The sequence below is a fragment of the Micromonospora craterilacus genome (assembly GCF_003236315.1).
In the GTDB taxonomy this organism is placed as follows: domain Bacteria; phylum Actinomycetota; class Actinomycetes; order Mycobacteriales; family Micromonosporaceae; genus Micromonospora; species Micromonospora craterilacus.
On record NZ_POTY01000033.1, the window covers coordinates 12,917 to 37,380 of the forward strand.

General features: G+C 72.4%; 24 protein-coding genes and 1 riboswitch. Of the genes, 20 read left to right on the forward strand and 4 right to left on the reverse strand.

Annotated features, from left to right (window positions below):
* The first annotated feature begins 38 nt into the window (after nt 1-38).
* The 5 genes from C1I95_RS08085 to C1I95_RS08105 all read left to right on the forward strand — a co-directional run bounded on the left by C1I95_RS08085 (nt 39) and on the right by C1I95_RS08105 (nt 6,166).
* Nucleotides 39-959 carry an ABC transporter ATP-binding protein gene (locus C1I95_RS08085; RefSeq protein WP_111213155.1) on the forward strand — a complete coding sequence of 307 codons (921 nt, stop codon included), beginning with the start codon at nt 39-41 and terminating at the stop codon, nt 957-959.
* Nucleotides 956-2,581 carry an ABC transporter permease gene (locus C1I95_RS08090; RefSeq protein ID WP_111213156.1) on the forward strand — a complete coding sequence of 542 codons (1,626 nt, stop codon included), beginning with the start codon at nt 956-958 and terminating at the stop codon, nt 2,579-2,581. The genes C1I95_RS08085 and C1I95_RS08090 overlap by 4 nt, the downstream gene beginning before the upstream one ends.
* A 176-nt stretch (nt 2,582-2,757) precedes the next feature.
* Nucleotides 2,758-4,932: an ATP-binding protein gene (locus tag C1I95_RS08095; RefSeq protein WP_111213157.1), complete on the forward strand. Its 2,175-nt coding sequence runs from the start codon at nt 2,758-2,760 to the stop codon at nt 4,930-4,932.
* Nucleotides 4,933-5,084: 152 nt separating this feature from the next.
* On the forward strand, nt 5,085-5,594 hold the full coding sequence (locus C1I95_RS08100; protein ID WP_146605666.1) for a hypothetical protein: 510 nt from the start codon (nt 5,085-5,087) through the stop codon (nt 5,592-5,594).
* Complete coding sequence (locus C1I95_RS08105) at nt 5,588-6,166, forward strand: DUF3558 domain-containing protein (protein ID WP_111213159.1); 579 nt, start codon at nt 5,588-5,590, stop codon at nt 6,164-6,166. The genes C1I95_RS08100 and C1I95_RS08105 overlap by 7 nt, the downstream gene beginning before the upstream one ends.
* 42 nt (nt 6,167-6,208) lie before the next feature.
* Here C1I95_RS08105 and C1I95_RS08110 read toward each other — a convergent pair whose 3' ends face one another.
* From C1I95_RS08110 to C1I95_RS08120, 3 genes are read right to left on the reverse strand one after another with little or no spacing between them, the layout of a single operon-like run.
* On the reverse strand, nt 6,209-6,940 hold the full coding sequence (locus C1I95_RS08110) for an amino acid ABC transporter ATP-binding protein (RefSeq protein ID WP_111213160.1): 732 nt from the start codon (nt 6,938-6,940) through the stop codon (nt 6,209-6,211).
* Entirely contained in the window at nt 6,937-7,719 is a 783-nt protein-coding gene (locus C1I95_RS08115) for an amino acid ABC transporter permease (RefSeq protein ID WP_111213161.1), read from the reverse strand. Before C1I95_RS08115 ends, C1I95_RS08110 begins: the two co-directional genes overlap by 4 nt.
* A 34-nt stretch (nt 7,720-7,753) precedes the next feature.
* A complete protein-coding gene (locus C1I95_RS08120) occupies nt 7,754-8,608 on the reverse strand; it encodes an ABC transporter substrate-binding protein (RefSeq protein WP_111213175.1) in 855 nt (284 codons plus the stop codon).
* Between the two features lie 279 nt (nt 8,609-8,887).
* A riboswitch (SAM riboswitch) is annotated at nt 8,888-9,000 on the reverse strand.
* A gap of 318 nt (nt 9,001-9,318) precedes the next feature.
* On the opposite strand from C1I95_RS08120, the gene C1I95_RS08125 reads away from it, so the two are divergent.
* The 8 genes from C1I95_RS08125 (at nt 9,319) to C1I95_RS08160 (ending at nt 15,970) form a co-directional block, all read left to right on the forward strand.
* Entirely contained in the window at nt 9,319-9,621 is a 303-nt protein-coding gene (locus C1I95_RS08125) for an urease subunit gamma (protein ID WP_111213176.1), read from the forward strand.
* A complete protein-coding gene (locus tag C1I95_RS08130; RefSeq protein WP_111213162.1) occupies nt 9,618-9,968 on the forward strand; it encodes an urease subunit beta in 351 nt (116 codons plus the stop codon). Before C1I95_RS08125 ends, C1I95_RS08130 begins: the two co-directional genes overlap by 4 nt.
* Entirely contained in the window at nt 9,965-11,668 is a 1,704-nt protein-coding gene (locus C1I95_RS08135; RefSeq protein WP_111213163.1) for an urease subunit alpha, read from the forward strand. The genes C1I95_RS08130 and C1I95_RS08135 overlap by 4 nt, the downstream gene beginning before the upstream one ends.
* Nucleotides 11,668-12,351: an urease accessory protein UreF gene (locus tag C1I95_RS08140; RefSeq protein ID WP_111213164.1), complete on the forward strand. Its 684-nt coding sequence runs from the start codon at nt 11,668-11,670 to the stop codon at nt 12,349-12,351. The genes C1I95_RS08135 and C1I95_RS08140 overlap by 1 nt, the downstream gene beginning before the upstream one ends.
* A complete protein-coding gene (gene ureG, locus C1I95_RS08145) occupies nt 12,341-13,186 on the forward strand; it encodes an urease accessory protein UreG (RefSeq protein WP_325048788.1) in 846 nt (281 codons plus the stop codon). The genes C1I95_RS08140 and ureG overlap by 11 nt, the downstream gene beginning before the upstream one ends.
* 1 nt (nt 13,187) lies before the next feature.
* A complete protein-coding gene (locus tag C1I95_RS08150; protein WP_111213165.1) occupies nt 13,188-13,985 on the forward strand; it encodes an urease accessory protein UreD in 798 nt (265 codons plus the stop codon).
* Nucleotides 13,986-14,115: 130 nt separating this feature from the next.
* Nucleotides 14,116-15,156: a serine hydrolase gene (locus C1I95_RS08155; RefSeq protein WP_111213177.1), complete on the forward strand. Its 1,041-nt coding sequence runs from the start codon at nt 14,116-14,118 to the stop codon at nt 15,154-15,156.
* Between the two features lie 67 nt (nt 15,157-15,223).
* The gene (locus C1I95_RS08160) at nt 15,224-15,970 is read left to right on the forward strand and encodes an SAM-dependent methyltransferase (RefSeq protein ID WP_111213166.1); all 747 of its coding nucleotides are present in this window, start codon (nt 15,224-15,226) and stop codon (nt 15,968-15,970) included.
* Between the two features lie 61 nt (nt 15,971-16,031).
* Here the strand turns inward: C1I95_RS08160 and C1I95_RS08165 are convergent, their stop codons facing one another.
* The gene (locus C1I95_RS08165; RefSeq protein WP_111213167.1) at nt 16,032-16,487 is read right to left on the reverse strand and encodes a MarR family winged helix-turn-helix transcriptional regulator; all 456 of its coding nucleotides are present in this window, start codon (nt 16,485-16,487) and stop codon (nt 16,032-16,034) included.
* Nucleotides 16,488-16,584: 97 nt separating this feature from the next.
* On the opposite strand from C1I95_RS08165, the gene C1I95_RS08170 reads away from it, so the two are divergent.
* The 7 genes from C1I95_RS08170 to C1I95_RS08200 form a co-directional block, all read left to right on the forward strand.
* Nucleotides 16,585-17,712 (forward strand): substrate-binding domain-containing protein, encoded by a 1,128-nt coding sequence (locus tag C1I95_RS08170; protein WP_233513424.1) that lies wholly within the window; start codon nt 16,585-16,587, stop codon nt 17,710-17,712.
* Nucleotides 17,713-18,155: 443 nt separating this feature from the next.
* Complete coding sequence (urtA, locus tag C1I95_RS08175) at nt 18,156-19,400, forward strand: urea ABC transporter substrate-binding protein (protein WP_111213168.1); 1,245 nt, start codon at nt 18,156-18,158, stop codon at nt 19,398-19,400.
* Nucleotides 19,401-19,477: 77 nt separating this feature from the next.
* Nucleotides 19,478-20,365: an urea ABC transporter permease subunit UrtB gene (gene urtB / locus C1I95_RS08180; protein ID WP_111213179.1), complete on the forward strand. Its 888-nt coding sequence runs from the start codon at nt 19,478-19,480 to the stop codon at nt 20,363-20,365.
* Nucleotides 20,362-21,525, forward strand: coding sequence for an urea ABC transporter permease subunit UrtC (urtC, locus tag C1I95_RS08185; protein ID WP_111213169.1), 1,164 nt, complete (start codon nt 20,362-20,364; stop codon nt 21,523-21,525). The genes urtB and urtC overlap by 4 nt, the downstream gene beginning before the upstream one ends.
* Nucleotides 21,522-22,295: an urea ABC transporter ATP-binding protein UrtD gene (gene urtD / locus C1I95_RS08190; protein ID WP_111213170.1), complete on the forward strand. Its 774-nt coding sequence runs from the start codon at nt 21,522-21,524 to the stop codon at nt 22,293-22,295. The genes urtC and urtD overlap by 4 nt, the downstream gene beginning before the upstream one ends.
* Nucleotides 22,295-22,987, forward strand: coding sequence for an urea ABC transporter ATP-binding subunit UrtE (gene urtE / locus C1I95_RS08195; protein WP_111213171.1), 693 nt, complete (start codon nt 22,295-22,297; stop codon nt 22,985-22,987). Before urtD ends, urtE begins: the two co-directional genes overlap by 1 nt.
* Nucleotides 22,988-23,102: 115 nt before the next feature.
* Nucleotides 23,103-24,464 (forward strand): glycoside hydrolase family 5 protein (locus tag C1I95_RS08200; protein WP_111213172.1); only part of this gene is annotated, 1,362 nt, incomplete at its 3' end.

The window sequence follows — 24,464 nt, forward strand, 5'->3', positions numbered from 1 at the left end:
ACAGTGGAGTGGTAGGCACCGATACGGCGGGAGGCGCCATGTCCGTGATCTCCATCGAGAGCCTGGTCAAGACCTTCGGCGGCGTACGCGCCCTCGACGGGCTCGACCTGAGGGTGGAGCCGGGGGAGGTGCACGGCTTCCTGGGACCCAACGGCTCCGGCAAGTCCACCACCATCCGGATCCTGCTCGGCCTGCTGCGCCGCGACTCCGGACAGGTGCGGGTCCTCGACGGCGACCCGTGGCGGGACGCGGTCGCGCTGCACCGGCGGTTGGCGTACGTGCCGGGCGACGTCAGCCTCTGGCCCAACCTCTCCGGCGGCGAGGCGATCGACCTGCTCGGCGCGCTGCGCGGCGGGCTGGACCAACGCCGCCGCGACGAGCTGCTGCAACGCTTCGACCTGGACCCGACGAAGAAGTGCCGCACCTACTCCAAGGGCAACCGGCAGAAGGTCGCCATCGTCGCCGCCCTCGCCTCCGACGTCGAGCTGTACGTCCTCGACGAACCCACCTCCGGGCTGGACCCGCTGATGGAGGCGGTGTTCCAGGAGGAGGTCCGCCAGCTCACCCAGGCCGGTGCCAGCGTGCTGCTCTCCAGCCACGTGCTGGCCGAGGTCGAGGCGCTCTGCGAGCGGGTCAGCATCATCCGCGAGGGCCGGGTGGTGGAGTCCGGCACGCTCTCCGAGCTGCGTCACCTGGCCCGCACCACGGTGACCGTCGAAACCGGACGCCCGGTGACCGGCCTGGAGGCCCTACCGGGGGTGCACGAGGTCCGGCCGGTCGACGGCCGCGTCCGGCTGGAGGTCGAGCCCGCCCACTTCGACGCCCTGCTCGGTCATTTGATCCGCTTCGAGGTCCGCGCACTGACCAGCGCACCGCCGACCCTGGAGGAGCTGTTCCTGCGCCACTACGGCGACAGCGCCAACGGCAGCCGGCCCGCCTCCGTCGGAGGCGACCGATGAGCAGCTTCACCGGCACCGGCCGGCTCGCCCGGCTCGCCGTGCGCCGGGACCGGATCCGCCTGGCCGTCTGGGTGCTCGGCACGCCCCTGATCGGCTACGCCCTCGCCGAGAGCGTCGCCGGTTTCTACCCCGACGAGCAGACCCGTCTGGGGTACGCCGAGACCGCGGTCAGCAGCGTGGTCGCCCGCGCGTTCAACGGCCCGATCGCCGGCACCGAACTCGGCGCCGTGGTGGTCACCGAGACGTACCTCACGCTCGCCCTGCTCGCCGCCCTGCTCAGCACCTTCGCGGTGGTCCGGCACACCCGGCAGAACGAGGAGACCGGGCGCGCCGAACTGCTCGGTGCCTCCGCCGTCGGCCGGTACGCGCTGCTCACCGCCGCCCTGGTGGTCGTGGTCGGCGCCAACCTGCTCGCCGCCGCGCTGCTCGCGCTCGCCTTCGTCGGCACCGGGCTGCCGGTGGCCGGTTCGCTGGCCGCCGGCGCGGCGATCGCCGGGGTGGGGGTCGCCTTCACCGGCATCGCCGCCGTCGCCGCCCAGCTCTCGGTCACCTCCCGGGGCGCGAACGCGCTCGCCGCCGCCACGGTCGGTGTCGCCTTCCTGCTGCGGGCCGCCGGCGACGTGCTCGGCGAGCGCGGCGCCGACGGGGCGCGACTAATCAGCGCCTGGCCGACCTGGCTCTCGCCGCTGGGCTGGGGCACCCAGGTGCGCGCCTTCGCCGGGGAACGCTGGTGGGTCCTCGCGCTGCCGGTCGCGCTGCTGGTCGCCGGCCTCGCCGTGGCCTTCCTGCTGGCCGAACGCCGCGACGTCGGCGCCGGCCTGCTCGCCGCCCGCCGGGGGCCGGCCCGGGCCGCGTCCGGGCTGCTCAGCCCGGCCGGACTGACCTGGCGGCTGCACCGGGGCGCGCTGGCCGGCTGGGCGGTCGCGGTGGCGGTGCTCGGCCTCTCCTTCGGCGTGGCCGGCCACGAGGTCGACGCGATGATCTCCGAGAACCCCGCGGCGGCCGAGGTGATCGCCCAGCTCGGCGGCGGGTCGAAGCTGGTCGAGGCGTACCTGGCCGCGATGCTCGGGCTGTTCGCGCTGACCATCGGGGCGTACGTGGTGCAGGCCCTGCTGCGTACCCGGGGCGACGAGACCGACGGCGTGCTGGAGGCGCTGCTCGCCACGGCCGTCAGCCGCACCCGATGGCTCGGCACGCAGGTGCTCGGCGCCGTCCTCGGCGCGCTGGCGCTGGTGCTGCTGGGCGGCGTCACCACCGGCCTCGGGTACGGCCTGGCCGCCGGTGACCCGATCGGCTGGACCGTCGAGCTGGGTGGGGCGGCGCTGCTGCGGTTGCCGGCCCTGCTGGTGGTCGCCGGGCTGGTGACCGCCCTGTTCGGGGCGCTGCCACGCTGGTCGGTCGCGCTGAGCTGGACGGTGCTGATCGCCTTCCTGCTGCTCTGGCAGCTGGGCGCGCTGCTCGACCTGCCGCAGGCGGTGCTGAACCTGTCGCCCTACACCCACGTGCCCTCGGCACCCGCCGCCCATCCGACCGTGCTACCCCTGGTGGGACTGACCGTGGTGGCCGCCGCCCTCGTCGCCGTCGGCCTGGCCGCCTTTCGGCATCGCGACACCCCCGGCTGACCGCCCTGGTCGTGGCCAGTCCGATGACTGACACGCTGCCCCCGGGCGCACGGCAGCCCCGCCGGTCCTTTTGCCGGTTGCTCTAAAGTCGGCGCAGTGGGGACGAGGACGTTCAGGCCGCGTCCGCGAACGTGCCGACCGGCCGGCATGGCGCTGCGGTGTGACACTCTCCGGTCATGACCGCCGACACGGGTGGTCCTGACATGCTCGATGTGCTGGTCCCGATCGAGGCGGCCATCCGCGACGGGCAGTACGACGAGGCCCTACGCCAACTCGCGGCCGTGCCGGCGGCCGTGCCGTTGCCGGCGGCACTGGCCTGGCGCCTCGGCGTACTGCTGCATCAACGAGGGCGGTTCGACGCCGCCGACTCGTGTTACCAACGCGCCGAACTCGACCTCGATGACCAGCATCGGGCGTCGGCGGACCAGGCCCAGGTGCTCGCCGGCTGGGCCGCGACCCGCTGGGCGAAGGGTGACCAGGTGCGGACCCGGCACCTGGCGACGGAGGCGGTCCGCGTCGCCGAGCAGAGCGGGGACGACGCCGCGATGGCGGCGGCGTACCTGGCACAGGCGCTGGCGGCGTTCGGCGACGGCGACCGGGCCGGCAACGAACACGCGTACGCGCGGGCGCTGGCGGCGGCCGAACGCGCCGGTGACTTCGGCCAGCAACTCCGGATCCGGTGCAACGTCGGCTCACGGCTCGTGGAGGAGGGACGCTACCGGCCGGCCGTCGAGGAACTTGACGAGGCGGTCCGGCTCGGCGAGTTGCTCGGGCACCAGATGCTGCTCGCGTTGGCGCTGCACAACCGGGCGGAAGCCTGGCTGGGGCTGGGTGACCTGCGCCGCGCGCGCAGCGACGCGGACGAGGCGCTGGCCCGATGGCAGCGGGCCGGATCGCCGCTGGCGGCCTTCGGGTTGACGCTGACCGCCCGGGTACACCGGGTCCGCGGCGCGACCCAGCAGGCGGTGGCCGCCTACCGGGCGGCGCTGGCGATGGGGGAGCCGGACGGCAACGCCCAGGTGTTGGTCGAGGCCTGCGCGGGGCTCGCGCGGATCAGCTACGCCGACGATCCGGTGGCGGCGGCCCGGCACGCCGAACGCGCCCTGTCGATGCCCAGCGCCGCCGGACCCACCGTCGCCGAACTGGCCGCCGGTTGGGTCGCCCTCTGTTCCGGTGATCCACAGACCGCACTCCGGTACGGCGAACGGGTCCGGTCGGAGGCCGGCCGCCGTCGGGACGCCGCCGGCCTGGCCGAGGCGATGGAACTCGTGACGCTCGCCGCCCACCGGACCAGCCCCGGGACGAACTCCACCCGGGCCGTGCGTCGCCTGCTCGCCGACCTGGCGGAAGCAGCGACCATCTGGGCCGAACTCGGCAACGAGTTCGGCCTCGCCACCAACGCCCTGCTACAGGCGCGCCTGTCCGACGACCGGGTGGCCGAGGAAGTCGCCTACGAACGGCTGCGCCAGATCGGCGTACAGGAAGGCGGCTGGCATGTCGCCGGTCCGTTGGCGGCGATCGGGCCGACGCCCGTCCCCGAGGTGGAGGTGCAGACCCTGGGCCAGTTCACCGTCCGGCTGGCTGGGACGCCGGTGCCGGTGCGCAGTTGGCAGTCCCGCAAGGCGCGGGACCTGCTCAGCATGGTGGCCGGGCAGCTCGGGAAGCCGGTGGCCCGCGAGGCCCTGGCCACCGCGCTGTGGCCGCAGGCCCGAACCGAGGTGGCGCTGCGCCGCCTGTCGGTGCTGATCTCGACCGTTCGGGGCGTACTCGATCCGGACCGGCGACATCCGGCCGATCGCTACCTCGCCACCGACCCAGCCACCGTACGGATCGACCCCGCACACGTCGCGGTGGACGCGGTGCGTTTCTACGAAGCGGCCCGCGCGGCCATCGCGGCGGACAGCGCGAGCACGCCGAAGGCGCCGCCGAGCGGCAGCCCGGATCCGGCAGGTGCGACGGCCGCCGACGGCGACACCCGGCTGGTGAGCCGCCTGGAGGCGGTGGTGGCGATGTACACCGGCGATCTCTGCGACGACGGCGAGATCGTCGGGGACGCGGTGTGGCGACCCCGGGCCGTCCTGGCCGACCTGCATCGCGAGACGATCCATCGGCTGGCGAGGCGGTGCCTGCGACTGGGGCGCGCCGAGGCGGCGATCGGTTGGTACCTGCGGCTGACCGCCGAGGACGGCTACGACGAGCCAGCGCATCTGGGGCTGGTCAGCGCCTTGTCGGCGGTCGGGCGGCACGGCGAGGCCAGCCGCCGCTACCAGGAGTACGCCGCGCGGATGCGCGAGATCGGCGTCGAACCTGCCACCTCCGCCCCTCCCGGGGCGGGCCCCCGTCGCGCCTGAACAATTCCTGAACAGCCCCCGAAACCGGCCGATCAGACTGGTCACCTGGACGGACGCGCGCCGCGCCGCCGGCAACCGGGTTGCCGCCACCGGCGGTGGGGTTGGCGGACGCCGGCGAGGTGGTCAGCTTGCTCAGGTCGGAGGAGAGATCGATGAGAAGGATTCGGGGGGTCCTTGCCGCGCTGGCGGTCGGGCTCCTGTTGACGAGCTGCGGTGGCGAGCCCAGCGTCTCGGCGCCGGCCGCGGGCGGCGACACCCCGGCCGCGACGAGCCAGGTCGATGCCGGGAAGGCGACCGACCAGGCCAAGACGGGCAGCGGTGACACCTGGTGCGACGTGGTGAAGGCGTTCAATGACTCGGTGGACCCGTTGTTCACGCCGGGCGGCAGTGACCGGAAGGCCGATGTGGATCAGGCACACGCCCGGCTGAGGGAGCTGGTGGCAGCGGCGCCGGCGGAGATCAAGACCCAGGCGGCGGCGCTCAGCGAGTTCTACGCCGCGGTCATCGACACCTCGGGCAAGAGCCTGGCCGACGACCCTTCGGGCTACGCCCGCCTCGCCGAGGCCGCCGAGAAACTCAAGACGGTGATGCCGCCGGTCTCGGAGTACACCATGCAGTACTGCCCGGAGCTCGACCAGCAGCTTCCGGTGGGGGAATGGTGACCGGACGAGCGGGTGTCGGCCGGTGGCTGATCGTGCTGCCGGCCGTGACGCTGCTGCTCGCCTCGTCTGCCTGCGGAGGGTCGGACGAGGCGCCCCGATCTCCCGGCGCTGACCGCGATCCCTCGGTGACGACTGCGGTGGATCCCTCGGCCTCCGCGGATCCGGTGGACGACGATGCCTCGGCCGCCCCACCCGACAAGCCGGCACCGCAGGGTTGCGATCTGGTGACCGACCAGGAGGCGGCGGCGGTGGTCGGGGTCAAGCTCGGCCCCAAGACGGCCTCAGCACAGGGTTGTGTCTGGACGGCGCCGCCCACCGGGCCGACCGGCCAGCTGGAGGTGTACGTCGGCGACGGTGCGAAGAAGACGCTCGACATCGCGCGGACGCTCAAGCACGAACTGGAGGAGCTGCCCGAGGTCGGTGACGAGGCGTACCTCGACGGGACGTCGAACGATGTCTTCGTCCGCAAGGGAGACATCTGGGTCGTGATCCATCTGGTCCGGCTCAACGACCCGAAGGAGAACCGTGAGCCGATGGTGAAGCTGGGCCGGGTGGTGGCCGACCGGATGTGAGCCGCGGCGACGGTCGGGAACCCGCGAGTTCCCGACCGTCGCTCAAAGCACCTGGGAGAGGAAGCGGCGCAGGCGTGGGTGCCGGGCCGCCTCGAAGACCGCCCCCGGCTCGCCGGCCTCCAGCACCACGCCGGCGTCCATGAAGGCGACCTGGTCGGCGACCTCCCGGGCGAAGCCCATCTCGTGAGTCACCACCACCATGGTCATGCCCTGCGCGGACAGGTCCGCCAGCACCGCCAGCACGCCCTTGACCAGTTCCGGGTCCAGCGCCGAGGTCGCCTCGTCGAAGAGCATCACCTGCGGCTGCATGGCCAGCGCCCGGGCGATGGCCACCCGCTGCTGCTGCCCGCCGGACAGGTGCGCCGGCCGGGCGTCGGCCTTCGCGGCCAGCCCGACCCGGTCCAGGTGGGTACGGGCCACCGCCACCGCCTCGTCCTCACCCAGCTTGCGGATCCGGCGCAGGGCGAGGGTGATGTTGCGCAGCACGCTCATGTGCGGGAAGAGGTTGAACTGCTGGAACACCATGCCGACCCGCTGCCGCAGGGCGTCCGGGTCGTCGCCCAGCACGCTGCGTCCGTCCAGCAGCACGTCGCCGCGATCCGGTTCCAGGAGCCGGTTGACGGTGCGCAGCAGGGTCGACTTCCCGGAGCCGGAGGGGCCGATCACACAGGCGGTGGCGCCCCGGGCCACGTCCAGGTCGACGCCGCGCAGCACCTGGTTGCGCCCGAAGGCCAGGTGCACGTCGCGCAGGCTCAGACTGACCGAGGTGCTCATCGTTGGTTTCCTCCCGCGGCGCCGGGCAGCGCCAGGTCGAGGTCGTCGGGATCGTCGCCGGCCGGTCCGGTGGCCGGCCGCCCGTGCCGCAGCCGCCGGTCGATCCAGTTGACGACGTGTGTCAGCGGCACGGTCAGCGCCAGGTAGAACAGCCCGGCCAGCAGCAGCGCCGACTGGTTGCCGGTGTTGGCCGCGTAGTCCTGCCCGATCCGGAACAGCTCCCGCTGGCTGGCCAGCAGGCCGAGGAAGTAGACCAGGCTGGAGTCCTTGATCAGGGCGATCAACTGGTTCACCCAGGCCGGCAGGATCCGGCGGATGCCCTGCGGGATGATCACCATCCGCATCGCCTCGCCCCAGGAGAAGCCCAGCGCGCGGGCCGCCTCCAACTGGGTGGCCTCCACCGACTGGATGCCGGAGCGGAAGATCTCACCGATGTACGCCGACGCGATCAGCGACAGCGCCAGGATCCCCAGCGGGTACGGGTTGGGCCCCCACACCTGCATGCCCAGCGGCGCCAGGCCGACCCCGATCAGCAGGATCGTCGCCGCCGCCGGCAGGCCCCGGAACACGTCGGTGTAGACCCGCGCCGGCCAGCGCAACCAGCGGGTACGCGAGATGCCCGCCACGGCCAGCAGGATGCCCAGCGCCGAGCCGAGCAGGGCGGCGGTGACCGCCAGGATCAGCGTGTTCGGCAACCCGACGGTGAGCATGTCGGGTAGCGCCTCGCGCATGGACTCCCAGTCGAAGAACGTCTCCCACAGGGTGCGCAACGGATCCACGGTCAACCTCCGCCCGGCTCGCTCGTCGTCCTACTCAGGAAGCGGCCGACGCCGACGGCGCCACCACGTTGCCGCTGCCGGGGCTGAAGTCGGCCGGGATCGGGCGGCCCGGGTAGTACTGCTCCTGCAGCCGGGTCCAGGTGCCGTCGGCGATCACCTCGTCGAGGGCCTTGTCCAACGCCTCCCGCAGCGCGTCGTTGCCCTTGGCGAAGGCGTACGCGGTCGGGGCCGGGCTGAGCAGCTTCGCCGCTACCGTGATCTTGCCGCCGCTGTCCGCTGCGGACTTGTCGCCGATCTCGGCGGGAGCGATCCAGGCGTCCGCAGTGCCGGCCTTGAGCTGGTTGAGCGCACCGTTGTAGTCGGGCACCCGGACCGGGTCGAGTCCCTTGCCGGTGGCGTAGTCGTCCTGGACGGTGCCCTGCACGACCACCACCCGCTTGCCGGGCAACTCGTCGAAGCTGGTCAGCGACGAGCCGGCGGGCACGTCGAGGCCGAAGTAGCCGAAGTCGTACCCGTTGCCGAAGTCGACGGTCTTCTTCCGCGCCTCGGTGATGGTGATCGACGAGCTGCCGATGTCGAACTTGCGGTTGCCCACCTGGGCGAGCAGCGCGGAGAAGTCGGTGCCGACGAACTCCACCTTCAGCCCGATCTTGTCGGCGGCGGCGACCAGCAGATCGTTGTCGAACCCGGTGAACTTGCCGTCCTTGAGGTACACGTTCGGCGGCGCGTCGCTGAGCGTGCCGGCCCGCAGCACCCCGGGCTGGAGCAGGCGGTACGGGTTGTCGGTGCCGCCGGCGGAGTCCGAGCCGCAGGCGGTGAGGGCGGTGGCACCGAGGATGGCGGCGACGCCGACGGCGGCGGCTCGGGTCAGGGCAGGAAGGAATCGCACAGGTGTCTCCTGGTTGAGCGGCGGCGGGCACGGGCGTGCCGCACCGACGGTCCGCCGCACGGCGGACCGCTGGGATGGGTCGGTCAGGAAGAAGGGGCGGCGGTCAGCCGAGCCGGGTCGGCTCGGTGACCGGAGCGGCGCGGTCAGCTACACGCGGCGCTGCAGACCCGCATCATGTCGACGTGCCGGCGCCGGGTCAGGCCCGGGCAGGCCACGGCGGGAGCGGGTCGACTGCGGTACGGCATGGTTCTCCCTCTAGGTCGTGATGACCTGGGAACCAGGCCACGCTTGCATCGGAGGTTGCTCCGATGCCTGGTCTTCACCCGGGGCACCCCTGCGCGGACGAGGGTTGCCGGCCAGCGAGCCGGGGCTTGACGCTGGCGCTCATGACCTGCCGCCGAGGCTAGCAGCCGGTCACGGGGCGGCGTCCACCCGTTATGACAACCCTCACGCAGGGCGTCGGCGTACCGCGCGCCGAGTGGGTGTTGCCCGTTGCCCGCGTGATCCCTTACGGTCTGCTCAGCGGTGGGCGGTGCGGTCCGCATCCGAGTAGACACCGCCGGTGGTCCGCGACGCGGGCCGGGATGGTGGAATCCCGGGCCCCTCGATCGTGGCGGATGTGCCGGCGGGCGAACCCCAAGCTGCGGGTGGCGCGTCGAGGCGCCGGGCCGGCGGCGTACGGGGGCGCGGACACCCACCGGGAGTTCCCCTTGCATCTCACCCCCCATGAGCAGGACCGCCTGCTCGTCCACCTGGCGGCCGACGTCGCCCGGCGCCGCCGCGACCGCGGCCTGCGCCTCAACTACCCGGAATCCGTCGCGGTGATCACCGCCTTCCTCCTCGAAGGGGCGCGCGACGGGGAGTCCGTGGTCGACCTGATGGCCGCCGGCCGCACCGTCCTGACCCGGGACGACGTGCAGGACGGCATCCCCGAGCTGCTGAGGGAGGTGCAGGTGGAGGCGACGTTCCCGGACGGCACCAAGCTGGTGACGGTGCACCACCCGATCCCGTGATCCCCGGCGAGATCCTGCCGGCCGCCGGGCCGGTGGAGATCAATTCCGGTCGGCCGGTGACCACGCTGCTGGTGGTCAACACCGGCGACCGGCCGGTGCAGGTCGGCTCGCACTACCACTTCGCCGAGGCGAACCCGGCGTTGGACTTCGACCGGGACGCCGCCTGGGGGCAGCGGCTCGCCGTGCCGGCCGGTACGTCGGTGCGCTTCGAACCGGGCGTGAGCCGCCCGGTCGACCTGGTGCCGCTCGGCGGCGCGCGGATCGTGCCCGGCCTGCGCGGCGAATGCGGCGGGCACCTGGACCTGGGGCCGGCGGCGGTGGCCGGCGCGGACGGCGGGCCGGCATGAGCATCGTGGAGCGGAACCGCTACGTCGCCCTGTACGGGCCGACCACCGGCGACCGGATCCGGCTGGCCGACACGAACCTGCTCATCGAGGTCGAACACGACCACTGTGCCGGCGGCGACGAGGCGGTCTTCGGCGGCGGAAAGGTGATCCGCGAATCGATGGGCCAGTCCCGGGCCACCCGCGCCGACGGTGCCCTGGACACCGTCATCACCGGCGCGGTGGTCCTCGACCACTGGGGCGTGGTCAAGGCCGACGTGGGACTGCGCGACGGCCGGATCGTCGCGCTGGGCCGGGCCGGCAACCCGGACACCATGGACGGTGTCCATCCGGACCTGGTGATCGGCCCGGCGACCGAGGTGATCGCCGGCAACGGCCGGATCCTCACCGCCGGTGGGGTCGACACCCACGTGCACTTCATCTGCCCGCAGATCGTCACCGAGGCGCTGGCCGGCGGGGTCACCACTCTGGTCGGTGGCGGCACCGGGCCGGCCGAGGGCACCCGCGCCACCACCGTCACCCCCAACGCCTGGCACCTGGCCCGGATGCACGAGGCCCTCGACGCGTTCCCGGTCAACGTGCTGTTGCTGGGCAAGGGCAACACGGTGTCCACCGAGGCGCTGTGGGAGCAGTTGCGGGCCGGGGCCGGCGGATTCAAACTGCACGAGGACTGGGGCACCACCCCGGCGGCGATCGACGCCTGCCTGCGGGTCGCGGACGCCTCCGGCGTGCAGGTCTCCATCCACACCGACACCCTCAACGAGGCCGGGTTCGTCGCCGACACCCTGCGCGCGATCGGCGGCCGGGCGATCCACTCGTACCACACCGAGGGCGCCGGAGGCGGGCACGCGCCGGACATCATCACCGTGGCCGGGGAGCCGAACGTGCTGCCCTCGTCGACCAACCCGACCCGCCCGTACACCCGCAACACCCTCGCCGAGCACCTCGACATGCTGATGGTCTGCCACCACCTCAACCCGGCCGTGCCGGAGGACCTGGCCTTCGCCGAGAGCCGGATCCGGCCGTCCACCATGGCCGCCGAGGATCTGCTGCACGACCTCGGGGCCATCTCCATCATCGGTTCCGACTCGCAGGCGATGGGCCGGGTCGGGGAGATCGTGCTGCGTACCTGGCAGAGCGCGCACGTGATGAAGGCCCGGGTGGGCGCGCTGCCCGGCGACGGCGCCGCCGACAACCACCGGGCCCGCCGGTACGTGGCGAAGTACACCATCTGTGCCGCCATGGCAAACGGCCTCGACCACGAGATCGGGTCGGTGGAGCCGGGCAAGCTCGCCGACCTGGTGCTGTGGGAGCCAGCCTTCTTCGGCGTACGCCCGCACCTGGTGATCAAGGGCGGCATGATCGCGTACGCCCAGATGGGTGATGCGAACGCCTCCATCCCGACCCCGCAGCCGATGCTGCCCCGGCCGATGTTCGGTGCGTACGGAGGCGCTGCCGCCGCCACCAGCCTGGCTTTCGTCGCCCCCGCGGCGCTCGACGCGGGGCTGCGCCTGGACGTGCGCCGGCGGGTGGTGCCGGTGGCCGACGTACGGTCCCGGAGCAAGACGGACCTGCCGGAGAACGGCGCGCTGCCGCGCATCGAGGTCGACCCGGACACCTTCACCGTCCGGGTCGACGGGGTGGTGGTCGAACCGGATCCGGTGACCGAGCTGCCCATGGCCCAGCGGTACTTCCTCTTCTGATGGCCGCCCCGACCATGCTGCTGCTCCTCGCCGACGGGCGGTTCCCCGCCGGGGCGCACGCCCATTCGGCCGGTCTGGAGGCCGCCGTCGCCGCCGGACGGGTCACCGACCTGGCCACGCTGGGCGGGTACCTGCGCGGCCGGCTGGCCACCGCGGGCCTGGTCGCGGCGGCCTTCGCGGCGGCGGCCCGCCGGGCGGCCTGGTCGTCCGGGCGACGGGCCACGCTCGCCCGGCTCGACGCCGAACTGGACGCCCGTACCGCCTCGCCGGCCCAAAGGGCGGTGTCCCGCCGGCAGGGCCGCGCGTTGCTGCGGGCGGGCCGCCAGATCTGGCCGGCGGCCACCTTCGACGACCTGCCCGTCACACCGGGCGGCCCGCACCAGCCGCTCACGCTCGGGCTGGTCGGCGCCGCCGCCGGACTCGACCCGGCGCAGGTCGCCACGGTCGCCGCCCACGCCACGGTGACCGGCTCGGCCAGTGCCGCCGTACGCCTGCTGGGCCTCGACCCGTACCAGGTGCAGGCCCTGCTGGTCCGGCTCGCCGGCGCCTGCGACGCCACCGCGGCGCGGGCGGCCCGGGCCGCCGAAGAACCACCGGAGCGGCTGCCCGCCGCCGCCGCGCCGCTCGCCGACATTCACGCCGAAGCTCACGCCACCTGGGAGGTGCGTCTCTTTGCGTCCTGAAATCCTGCGCCCCGAGATCGAGCACGACGAGTCCGTTCCGCACACCCACCCCGAACCGGGCGTCGACCCGCACGCCCCGCTGCCCGCCGCCACCCGGGCGCTGCGGGTCGGCATCGGCGGCCCGGTCGGCTCCGGCAAGACCGCACTGGTCGCCGCGCTGTGCCGGGCGTTCGCCGGCGAGCTGCGGCTGGGCGTGGTGACCAACGACATCTACACCACCGAGGACGCCGACTTCCTCAAACGGGCCGGGGTGCTCGATCCGGCCCGGATCCGCGCGGTGGAAACCGGCTGCTGCCCGCACACCGCGATCCGCGATGACATCGGCGCCAACCTCGACGCGGTCGACGAACTGGCCGAGGCATTGGGTCCGCTGGACCTGGTGCTGGTGGAGAGTGGTGGGGACAACCTGACCGCCACCTTCAGCCGGGGCCTGGTCGACCGGCAGATCTTCGTGGTCGACGTGGCCGGCGGGGACAAGGTGCCGCGCAAGGGCGGGCCCGGGGTGACCGCCGCCGACCTGCTGGTGATCAACAAGACCGACCTGGCGCCCATGGTCGGCGCCGACCTGTCCGTAATGGACCGCGACGCCCGCGCCCGACGCGGCGCCCTGCCGACGGTCTTCCAGTCCATAACGGAGGATCCCCTGGCGAGCCAGGTCGCCGACTGGATCCGCCACGAACTGGCCCACCGGAGCACGGTGACCGTGCCACCCGACGCCGCCGGTGCCGCTTCGCCCGGCGCTGCGTCGGCCGGTGTCGGCTCGGCCGAGCCCGCTCCAAGGGCCGTCGCGGGCCAGGCCGCGCCGGTCGCCGCTCTTCCCGTCGGGCGCGCCTGAATTGCGGGCCACCGCCCGGCTGGTGGCCCGCGCGGACGGACACGGTCGCACCGTCCTGCCGGAACTGCGGGGGGAGAGCCCGCTGCTGCTGCGCCAGGTGCCGGCCGGCGACGGTGGGGTCACGGTGTACGTGGTCGGCGGCGCGGCCGGGCCGCTCGCCGGCGACGAGCTACGGCTGGACGTCGAGGTGGGTCCTGGTGCGGTGGTACGGGTGCACACGGTGGCCGCCTCGATCGCGTTGCCCGGCCGTCCCGGCCCGGTATCCCGGATGCTGGTCCGGGCGACCGTGGCCGCGGGTGCCACCCTGCGCTGGCTGCCCGAGCAGTTGGTCGCGGCGGCCGGCTGCGCGCACGTCGGCGACGCCCAGGTGGACGTCGCGGAGGGCGGCACCCTGCACTGGCGTGACGAGCTGATCTGCGGCCGGCACGGCGAGCAGCCCGGCCACGCCGAGGTGAACACCTGGGTCGACCTGGCCGGCCGGCCGCTGCTGCGGCAGTCCCTCACGGTCGGGCCGGACGTCCCCGGCTGGGCCGGCCCGGCCGTGCTCGGCGGCGCGGCGGCGACCGGTTCGCTACTGGTGGTCGACCCGGCCCGACCCGCCGAGCCCCCGGCCGTCGCGGGCACGGTGGCCCGGCTGCCACTGGCCGGCGGCCTGGCCACCCTGTGGACCGCCACCGCTGCGGACGCGCACACCCTCCGTGCCTACCTCGAACCTCCGACCGAGAACCGATCTTGGTGCGGTGGTGCCCCGCCAGAGCCCGTTTCGGACCAGCATTCCCTGGCCGGGATGGGCGGGTGACGGTGGTGGCGGCCAGCGGCGCCTCGGTTGTCCTCTGTGGGCGGTGGGTGCGCGCTGTTGAGCTGGTATGGCAGGGTGTGTCCGGGTGCCGGCGTCCGCCGGTTGCCCTTCTGACCCAGGGGGAGTGGTCATGGTCAAGCACCTCAGTCGTCGGGCCGCGATCGGGATCGGAGCGGCTGCGGCAGCGCTGGCGGCGGCACCGGGCAGCGCCGCCGCAGCCGGTGCGCCGCCGGTCGGCGCCCTGCCATCCGGTGCCGGCCGGCCCGGCCCGGTCGGCGGTCAGGAGTTGATCCGGCGTACGTATCGGCAGCAGAAGGCTCAGGCGGGCGGTGTGTGGCACTCGCACATCGCGATGGTCGACGCCACCGGGGTGCCGCGAGCCCTGGTGGAGGACGACGCCGACCGCGTGACGCATGGGTACAGCGTGCAGAAGCTCGCGGTCGCGGTGGCGGTCATGGACAAGATCGACCGCGGCGAGCTGCGGCTCGACCAGCGCCTCGATCTGACCGCCGACATCATCCTCGGCGGCAGCGGCATCTACTTCCTGCAGACCGTCTGGGGTGACGAGGTCACGGTGGCGAACTTCCTCACCGCGCTGCTGCTCGTCTCCGACAACACGGCGGTGCGGATGTGCGGCCGGGTGGTGCCGGCGTTGGAGATCAACCAGATCCTCGCGGCCAAGGGCTTCACGCACACCCGGGTCGAGCCGGTCGCCAACCCGAACCGGTTCTTCCTCGGCGTGACCACCCCGCGGGAGACCCACGACCTGCTCTGGCGGCTGGCCAACAAGACCCTGCTGTCGGCCCGGTCGAGCGACTTCCTGCTCGGCATCCTGCGCTGGATCAACGGCTACCACGACGGGATCCGCCGCAACATGTCCTCGGCGGAACGCAGCCGGGTCGCCACCAAGTACGGCGCCGACTTCGACACCGCCGGCGCGGCCCGGCACGAGGCCGGCATCATCTTCGACGCGACCGGGGCGCCGACGCTGACCTATGCGCTCTTCGCCGACTCGCTCGGCGACCTGGACAACTACGGGGCGACCCACCCGGCCGTGCAGGCCCACGCGATCCTGGGCCGGGTCATGTTCGACGCCGTCGGCCCGGTCACCAACCGCGCGGCCCGGGCGCGGCACTCCGTCCGGCAGTTCCGGCCGGTCAACGGCGGCTGAGGCCGGGCGGGCACGCCCCGGAAAACCGGTTGGCGGTTGCGGCGTGGGCAACTAGCGTCCCTCGACCATGGACCTGCCCCGCAGTTTCGTCATCCGCGAGGGTGATCTCCGCATCCTCAACCCGATCGACGCCGGCAAGCTGGCCACCCTGGGCCGGGTACTGAAGCTCCCGCCGGGCACCTCGATCCTCGACCTGTGCAGCGGCAAGGGCGAGCTGCTCTGCACCTGGGCCCGCGACCACGGGGTGGTCGGCACCGGCGTCGACATCAGCACCGCGTTCACCGCCGCCGCCCGCGAGCGGGCGGCCGAGCTGGGCGTTGCCGAGCAGGTCCGGTTCGTGCACGGCGACGCGGCGGCGTACGTGCCCGAGGAGCCGGTCGACGTGGCGGCCTGCGTCGGGGCCACCTGGATCGGCGGGGGTGTCGCCGGCACGCTGGAGATCCTGGCCCGGGGGCTGCGCCCGGGCGGGATCGCGCTGGTCGGCGAACCGTACTGGCGGATCGACCCGCCGGACCAGGCGACCGTCGAGGGCAGCCAGGCCGCCAGCCGGGAGGACTTCCAGGATCTGCCCGGCCTGGTCCGCCTCTTCGGTGACCAGGGGTGGGACCTGGTGGAGATGGTGCTGGCCGACCAGGACAGCTGGGACCGCTACGCGGCGGCGCACTGGCTCAACCTGCGCCGCTGGCTGGACGCTCACCCGCACGACCCGCTCGCCGGCGAGCTGCGGCAGGAACTGACCGAGGACCCGTTGCGCTACGTCCGATACCAGCGTGAGTACCTGGGCTGGGGCGTCTTCGCGCTAATCCGCCGCTGACCGGCGCGGGCGCGGCCGCTGGCCGGTGCCCGAATCCGGGCGAGCCGTGGCGGCGGTGTGATCAGGCTGGGGCTGGGGCTGGGATGTGGTGGCGGTCCGGATCCAACCGGCCGATCAGGTCGCCGAGCCGGGCGGCCAGGTCGGCGTCGCCCGGAGCAGCCAGCCCGGCCAGGTCGGCGCGGATCTGGGCGGACAGGCGCTCGTGTTCGCGTCGGCCGCGGGCCGTCAGGTAGGCGCGGATGCGGCGGCGGTCGGCCGGGTCGATCCGGCGGAAGACGAGGTTACGGTCGACGAGCTGGTCGACCAGCTTGGTCAGCGTGCCCGGGGGCAGGGACGCCTCGGTGGCGACCGCGCTCATCGGGTGGCCTCGACCGTCGGCGAGCAGGCAGAGCACCCGCCACGCCTCGATGCTGAGCGACTCGGCGGCGAGCACCCCACCGACCCGGCGCGAGAGCAGCCGCTCGGCGCGGGTGAGCAGGGGCAGCAGGTCGGCTGCGGAACCGGGAAGGTCTGACATGGCACTCCCGCCTGGCGGTTGCCGTGCCATCGTACCGACGCGTCCCGCTGGCTGGGGAGCGCTGGTCATCACCTTCGGTGGCGGCCACCATGTGTTCATGTCCGTGCCGGCACCGGGGTCCGGGCGCCCGCAGGCGGCGGAGAGCATCACCGCCGGGGCGTCCTGGTTCACCGTCGACCGTGGCGTGGTCAGCGTCGCGCTGGTCTACCCGATGCGCGGGCCGGCCGGCATGTTCGGTCCGAGCTGCGAGTTGTGCGCCCAACTCGCGGTGGAGGAGGTCAATCAGCGCGGCGGGGTGCTCGGCCGGGAGTTGCGGCTGGTGCCGGTGGACGGCGGGGCGCCGCCGGTCGAGGTCGCGGCCGAGGTGGAGGCGTTGGTGTCGGTGGGCGCGGTGCAGGGCGTGACCGGCTGGCACATCTCCTCGGTACGCCAGGCGGTCGCCCCGCGGATCGCGCACCGCGTGCCGTACGTCTACACCGCGCTGTACGAGGGCGGTGAGCGTACCGAGGGCGTGTTCCTGACCAGCGAGACGCCGGACGCCCAGCTGTGGCCGGCGATGCGGCTGCTCGCCGGGGATCTGGGCGTGCGGCGCTGGTTCGTGGTGGGCAACGACTACGTCTGGCCACGTCGGACCACCCGGGCGGCCTACCGGTACGCGCTGCGCGGTGGGGGCCGGGTGGTCGGGCACCACTTCCTGCCCCTGGCGGCCCACGACTTCGCGGAGGTGCTGCGCCGGATCGAACGCAGCGACGCCGACGCGGTGCTGATGCTGCTGGTCGGGGCCGACGCGGTGCGGTTCAACCGGGCCTTCGCCCGGGCCGGGCTGGATCAGCGCTGCCTGCGGCTGAGCACCCTGATGGACGAGAACATGCTGCTGGCCAGCGGTGTTGCGAACACTCGTCGGCTGTTCAGCACCGCCGGCTTCTTCGCCGGCCTGGTCACTCAGGAGAACCTGGACTTCCATGGCGCGTTCGCCCGTCGCTTCGGGCTGGAGGCGCCGCCGCTGGGCAGCCTGGGGGAGTCCTGCTACGAGGGCGTGATGCTGCTCGCGGCGCTGATCGCCGAGGCCGGCACGCTGGACGTACGGGCGGTGGAGGCGTCCGCCGACGTGGTGACGTACGGCGGACCCCGTGGTGAGCTGCGGTTGCGTCGCCGGCACGTCCGCCAGCGTATCTACCTCGCCGAGGCCGACGGCCTGGACTTCAGCGTCCTCGCCGAACTGTGACCCGGGTGCCTTGACACGCCCGGCCGCCGGCCGCCTAAGATGCTTCCTGTGTGAAGTATCCGGCCATCGCGCCGGATACCGACACCCGTCCGACAGTGGTCGATAAGCAACGTCCACTGCGGCTGATAATCGTATGCCGATGCCATTCCGTCGATTTTGCGGCGGGGGCATCGGCATTTTTTCGTGCCGTCTTGCCGCAGTGGCACCGGTCAACGGAAACAGTCTATTGAGGACCGGGAAACATCCGCGCAACGAAGCGGATCGAAGCTTTCCCTGCCCGATATCCGATTCGCTGCCCGGCCGGCGTCCACCCGCCCCGCCGGGCAGCGCGAAATGTTCCGACGGACCGCACCGCAGGCACGCAGATCCGTACTCCTCGACCCGGGGCCGGTGTTCGTTCCCGGGTACCGACTTTCGCCTCACCCGCGACGCAGGGAGAATTGATGACACTGTTCCGGGGCCGCCGCATCCTGGCGGGTGCCATGACCCTGGTCGCCGCGGCCGCGCTGGCCGCGTGCGGCAGCAAGACCTCCGACTCCGGCATCGCCGCCGGCGTCAGCGCCGACGTTTCCGGCGACACCGTCAAGGTGGGCCTGCTCAACTCCCTCTCCGGCACCATGGCCATCAGCGAGGTGACCGTTCGCGACTCGATCATGCTGGCGATCGAGGAGATCAACGCGGCCGGTGGTGTGCTCGGCAAGAAGATCCAACCCATCGGTGAGGACGGCGCCTCAGACTGGCCGACCTTCGCCGAGAAGGCCGAGAAACTGATCCGCGAGGACCGTGTGGCGGCCGTCTTCGGCTGCTGGACCTCGGCCAGCCGAAAGGCCGTCAAGCCGGTGTTCGAGAAGAACAAGGCGTTGCTGTTCTACCCCGTGCAGTACGAGGGCCTGGAACAGTCGCCGTACATCTTCTACACCGGTGCCACGACGAACCAGCAGATCGTTCCCGGGCTCGACTACCTCAAGGCGCAGGGCGCCAGGTCGCTCTACCTCGTCGGTTCCGACTACGTCTTCCCGCGGACCGCGAACAAAATCATCAAGGCGTACGCGGCGGCCAACGGAATGACGGTGCTGGGGGAGGACTACGCCCCGCTCGGTTCCACCGAGTTCGGCACGATCACCAACAAGGTGAAGTCGTCCGGCGCGGACGCGGTCTTCAACACCCTCAACGGCGACAGCAACGTGGCGTTCTTCAAGGAGTACAAGTCCGCCGGATTGACCGCCGCCAGCATGCCGGTGGTGTCGGTGTCGATCGCCGAGGAGGAGGTCAAGAGCATCGGCACGCAGTACCTCGAGGGCCAGCTGACCGCCTGGAACTACTACCAGACCACCTCCGGCGCGGCGAACGAGAAGTTCGTCGCCGCGTACAAGGCCAAGTACGGGGCGGACAAGCCGACCAGCGATCCGATGGAGGCCGCGTACGTCTCGGTGCACCTGTGGAAGGCGATGGTGGAGAAGGCCGGCACCTTCGACGTGGAGAAGGTCCGGGAGGCATCCAGCGGCATCACCTTCGAGGCGCCGGAGGGGCTGGTCACCGTGGACGGCCCGACCCAGCACATCGCCAAGACGGCCCGCATCGGCAAGGTCGGCGCGGACGGCCTGATCACCGAGGTCTGGAACTCCGGTCAGCCGATCACGCCCGACCCGTACCTCAAGAGCTACCCGTGGGCCGGCGGCCTGAGCTGACCCGGACAACCCGGTCCGGGCGGGACGACAGGTCCCGCCCGGACCCGCTCCCCACCAGCCAGTTCGGAGTACGCAACGTGACAGTTCTCATCGGCCAGCTCTTCACCGGCGTCAGCATCGGGGCGGTGCTGCTGCTCATCGCGCTCGGCCTGGCCCTCACCTTCGGCCAGATGAACGTGATCAATATGGCGCACGGCGAGTTCATCATGGCCGGCGCCTACACCACCTACGTCCTCCAGCAGGTCATCACGGCGGCCGGCTGGTCGCTGCTGGTCGCCCTGCCGGTCGCCTTCGTGGTGGCCGGCGCGATGGGCGTACTGCTGGAGATCCTGCTGATCCGCCGCCTCTACGCCCGCCCGCTGGACACGCTGCTGGTCACCTGGGGGGTGTCACTGATCCTGCAACAGCTGGCCCGGGACGTCTTCGGCAGCCCGAACGTGCAGACCCGCGCCCCGGAACTGCTCACCGGCAACATCGCGCTGCCCGGCGGGATCACCGTCGCCAACAACCGGCTGTTCATCCTCGCCCTGGCCGGCAGCGCCGTCGTCGCGCTGACCGTCGCGTTGCGGGTCACCCCGCTGGGTCGCCGGATCCGGGCCGTGGTGCAGAACCGCGACCTGGCCGCCGTCTCCGGCATCGCCACCTCCCGGGTCGACCGGACGACCTTCTTCATCGGCTCCGGCCTGGCCGGCATCGCCGGGGTCGCGCTGACCCTGCTCGGGCCGATCGGTCCCACCATGGGCACCAACCTGATCATCGACGCCTTCCTGGTCGTCGTGGTCGGCGGGATCGGTCAGCTCAAGGGCACCGTGATCGTCGCCTTCGCGTTGGGCGTGCTCCAGGCCACCGGCGAGTACCTGACCACTCTCAGCGTCGCCAAGGTGATGGTCTTCGTTGCCATCGTCGCGTTCCTCCAGTGGCGACCCCAGGGCCTGTTCACCCTGCGCACCAGGAGCCTCGCATGACCACCGTCGCCCGAGATCCCGTCACCGCCGCCGAACCCGCGCCGCCGCCACCGGGCGAACCCGCCGCCGGTCCGTCCCGGCACCGGTTCCGGGCCGCCGCCGGGTTCGCCTTCGGCGCCGCCCTGCTGTTCGCCGTCGCCCCGCTGATGCTGTCGGACTTCCGGCTGTCCCTGCTGGCCAAGTACCTCTGCGTGGCCATGGTCGCGGTCGGCATCGGCCTGGCCTGGGGGCGGGGCGGCATGCTCGCCCTCGGCCAGGGCGTCTTCTTCGGCCTCGGTGGCTACGCGATGGCCATGCACCTCAAGCTCGCCGACGCGGGCCCGGGCAACATGCCCGACTTCATGATGCTGTACGGGCAGCTCGACGAGCTGCCGCTGTGGTGGCGGCCGTTCGCCAGCCCGTGGTTCGCGTTGCCCGCCACGGTGCTGCTGCCGATGGCGGTCGCCTTCGTGCTCGGCTCGCTGGTCTTCCGCCGCCGGGTCCGGGGCGCCTACTTCGCCATCCTCAGCCAGGCCCTCGCCGCCGCCATGGTGATCCTGCTGATCGGCCAGCAGGGCACCACCGGCGGCACCAACGGCCTCACCGACATCCAGGGCTTCTTCGGCTACGACCTGGACGACCCGGTCAACCAGCGGATGGTCTACTTCATCATCGCCGGCACCCTGCTGGCGTTGCTGGCCCTGGCCCGGCACCTGATGCACAGCCGGTACGGCGAGCTGCTGGTGGCGGTGCGCGACGGGGAGGAACGGGTCCGGTTCCTCGGCTACGACCCGGCCGCCGTCAAGCTCGTCGCGTACGTGGTAGCCGCCGGCATGGCCGGGCTGGCCGGGGCGCTGTTCGTCCCCGCGGTCGGGATCATCTCCCCGGCGCTGATCGGGATCGTCCCGTCCATCGAGTTCGTCATCGGCGTCGCGGTCGGCGGGCGGGCCACGCTGCTCGGTCCGGTGCTCGGCGCGGTAGCGGTGGCCTGGGCGCGTACCGCCCTGTCGGAGCGGTTCCCGGGCACCTGGACGTACCTACAGGGGCTGCTGTTCGTCGTGGTGGTGGCCTTCCTGCCCGGCGGCCTGGCATCGCTGGTCGGCCTGGCCCGCCGGCGCGGCGGTGAGCCGCGCGACGGGCTGCTCAGCCGGGTCCGCCGGCGGAGAGCGGGGACGGCATGAGCGAGCAGTTGCACGGACTGTCCATCCGGGACCTGCGGGTGAGCTTCGACGGGTTCACCGCCGTCGACGGGGTCAGCCTCGACGTGGCCCCGGGCGACATCCGGTTCCTCATCGGACCCAACGGCGCGGGCAAGACCACCCTGGTCGACGCGGTCACCGGCCTGGTCCGGGCCACCGGCTCGGTACGCTTCGGTGACCGGGAACTGCTCGGCCGGCCCGTGCATCGGACCAGCCGCCTCGGCGTCGGCCGTACCTTCCAGACCTCGACGGTGTTCGAGGAGCTGACCGTGCTGCAGAACCTCGACATCGCGGCCGGGGCCCGGCGGAGCTGGGCGACACTGTTGCGCCGCCGGCACGGCGTACCCGCCGAGGTGGCCGAGGCCCTCGACGTGATCGGCCTGGCCGGCCGGGCCGACCAACTCGCCGGCACCCTCGCGCACGGGCAGAAGCAGTGGCTGGAGATCGGCATGCTGCTCGTCCAGGACGCCCGGCTGCTGCTGCTCGACGAGCCGGTGGCGGGGATGAGCCACGAGGAACGCGACGCCACCGGGCAGCTGCTGGAAACGGTCAGCCAGCACCGCACGGTGGTGGTGATCGAGCACGACATGGACTTCCTGCGCCGCTTCGCGCGTACGGTCACCGTGCTGCACGCCGGGCAGGTACTCAGCGAGGGCACCGTCGCGCAGGTGCAGGCCGACCCCCGCGTGCAGGAGGTCTACCTCGGTCACCCGGTCGACGCCGGGACGGCCCCGACGCCTACGGAGGCATGATGCTCACCATGCGTGGCGTGCACGCCGGCTACGGGCGCAGCCGGGTGCTGCACGGTGTCGACGTCGACGTGCCCGGCGACGGCGTCGCTGCGGTGCTCGGCCACAACGGCGCCGGCAAGTCCACCCTGCTGCGGGTCGCCGCCGGCCTGCTGCGACCCAGCGCCGGCCGGGTCGAGCTGGACGGCACGGACATCACCCGGCTCGCGCCGCACGAGCGGGTCGCCTGCGGGATCGCGTACGTGCCGCAGGGGCAGCAGTGCTTCCCGCACCTGACCGCGGCGGAGAATCTGCGCCTGGTCGCCGACGGCCGGCGCGACGGGACGGCGGCCACCGCCGACGTGCTCGACCTGTTCCCGGCGCTGCGCCCGCTGCTGCGCCGCCGGGCCGGGCTGCTCTCCGGCGGCCAGCGCCAGCAGCTGGCCATCGCCCGGGCGCTGATCACCCGGCCCCGGCTGCTGATGCTCGACGAGCCGACCGAGGGCATCCAACCGTCGGTGGTGACCGAGATCCAGGACCGGATCGTCGCGCTGATCGCGCAGACCGGCTTCAGCGTGCTCCTGGTCGAGCAGCACCTCGGGTTCGCCCTGCGGGTGGCCGACCGCTACCACGTGCTCCAGTCCGGGCGGGTCACCTCCGCCGGCGACGGCGGCAGCACCGCCGAACGCACCGTCCGCGAGGCCCTGGCCGTCTGACCCGTCTTCCGTCGGCGGGTGGGACCGCATAGGGTGTCGATGGAAGCGCTCCCACGGCCTGCCGGGCAGGGCCGTCATTCGACGTTCCTCGTCACCCACCATCAGAGGAAGTCGCATGTCCGCACGTACGAAACTGCAGGCCGCCGCGACGGCGGCCATCGCCCTGCTCGGCCTGACGGCCGCCGCACCCGCCGCCACGGCGGCTCCCACGGTCGGTGCCGCGGCGGTCGTCGCCGCCGCGCCCACCAGCGACTGGCTGCGTACCGACGGCAACAAGATCGTCGACGAGGCCGGAAACCAGGTCTGGCTCACCGGAGCCAACTGGTTCGGCTTCAACGCCAGCGAACGGGTCTTCCACGGCCTGTGGTCGGCGAACATCGAGACGATCACCCGCCAGATGGCCGAGCGGGGCATCAATATCGTCCGGGTACCCATCTCCACCCAGCTGCTGCTGGAGTGGAAGGCCGGCCAGACGGTCCGGCCGAACGTCAACACGTACGTCAACCCGGAACTGAACGGCCTGAACAACCTCCAGGTCTTCGACTACTGGCTGGGGCTGTGCGAGAAGTACGGCCTCAAGGTCATGCTCGACGTGCACAGCGCCGAGGCCGACAACTCCGGCCACGTCTATCCGGTGTGGTGGAAGGGCAGCGTCACCACTGAGCTGTTCTACCAGGGCTGGGAGTGGATCACGACCCGCTACCGGACCAACGACACCATCGTCGCGATGGACATCAAGAACGAGCCGCACGGCACCCCGAACGACCCGCAGCGGGCCAAGTGGGACTCCAGCACCGACCAGGACAACTTCAAGTACGCCTGCGAGACGGCGGGCCGGCGGATCCTGGCCATCAACCCGAACGTGCTGATCCTGTGCGAGGGCATCGAGGTCTACCCGCGCCCCGGCGCGACCTGGAACTCGCCGAACACCAACCCCGACCGCAGCCCCAACTACTTCTACAACTGGTGGGGTGGCAACCTGCGCGGCGTCGCCCAGCACCCGGTCAACCTCGGCGCGCACCAGCGGCAGTTGGTCTACTCACCGCACGACTACGGCCCGCTCGTCTTCGAGCAGCCCTGGTTCGCCGGCAACTTCGACAAGAACTCGCTGACCAACGACGTGTGGCGACCGAACTGGTTCTACATCCACGAGCAGAACATCGCGCCGCTGCTGGTCGGCGAGTGGGGAGGGCGGCTCGGCCAGGACGCCCGGCAGGACCGGTGGATGGCCGCGCTGCGCGACCTGATGGTCGAGAACGGCATCCACCACACCTTCTGGTGCCTCAACCCCAACTCCGGTGACACCGGCGGCCTGCTGCTCGACGACTGGACCAGGTGGGACGAGACGAAGTACAACCTGCTCAAGCCGGCGCTCTGGCAGCACAACGGCAAGTTCGTCGGCCTCGACCACCAGGTGCGCCTCGGCGGCACCAACTCCACCACCGGGATCAGCCTCGGCGAGCGGTACGCCGGCGGC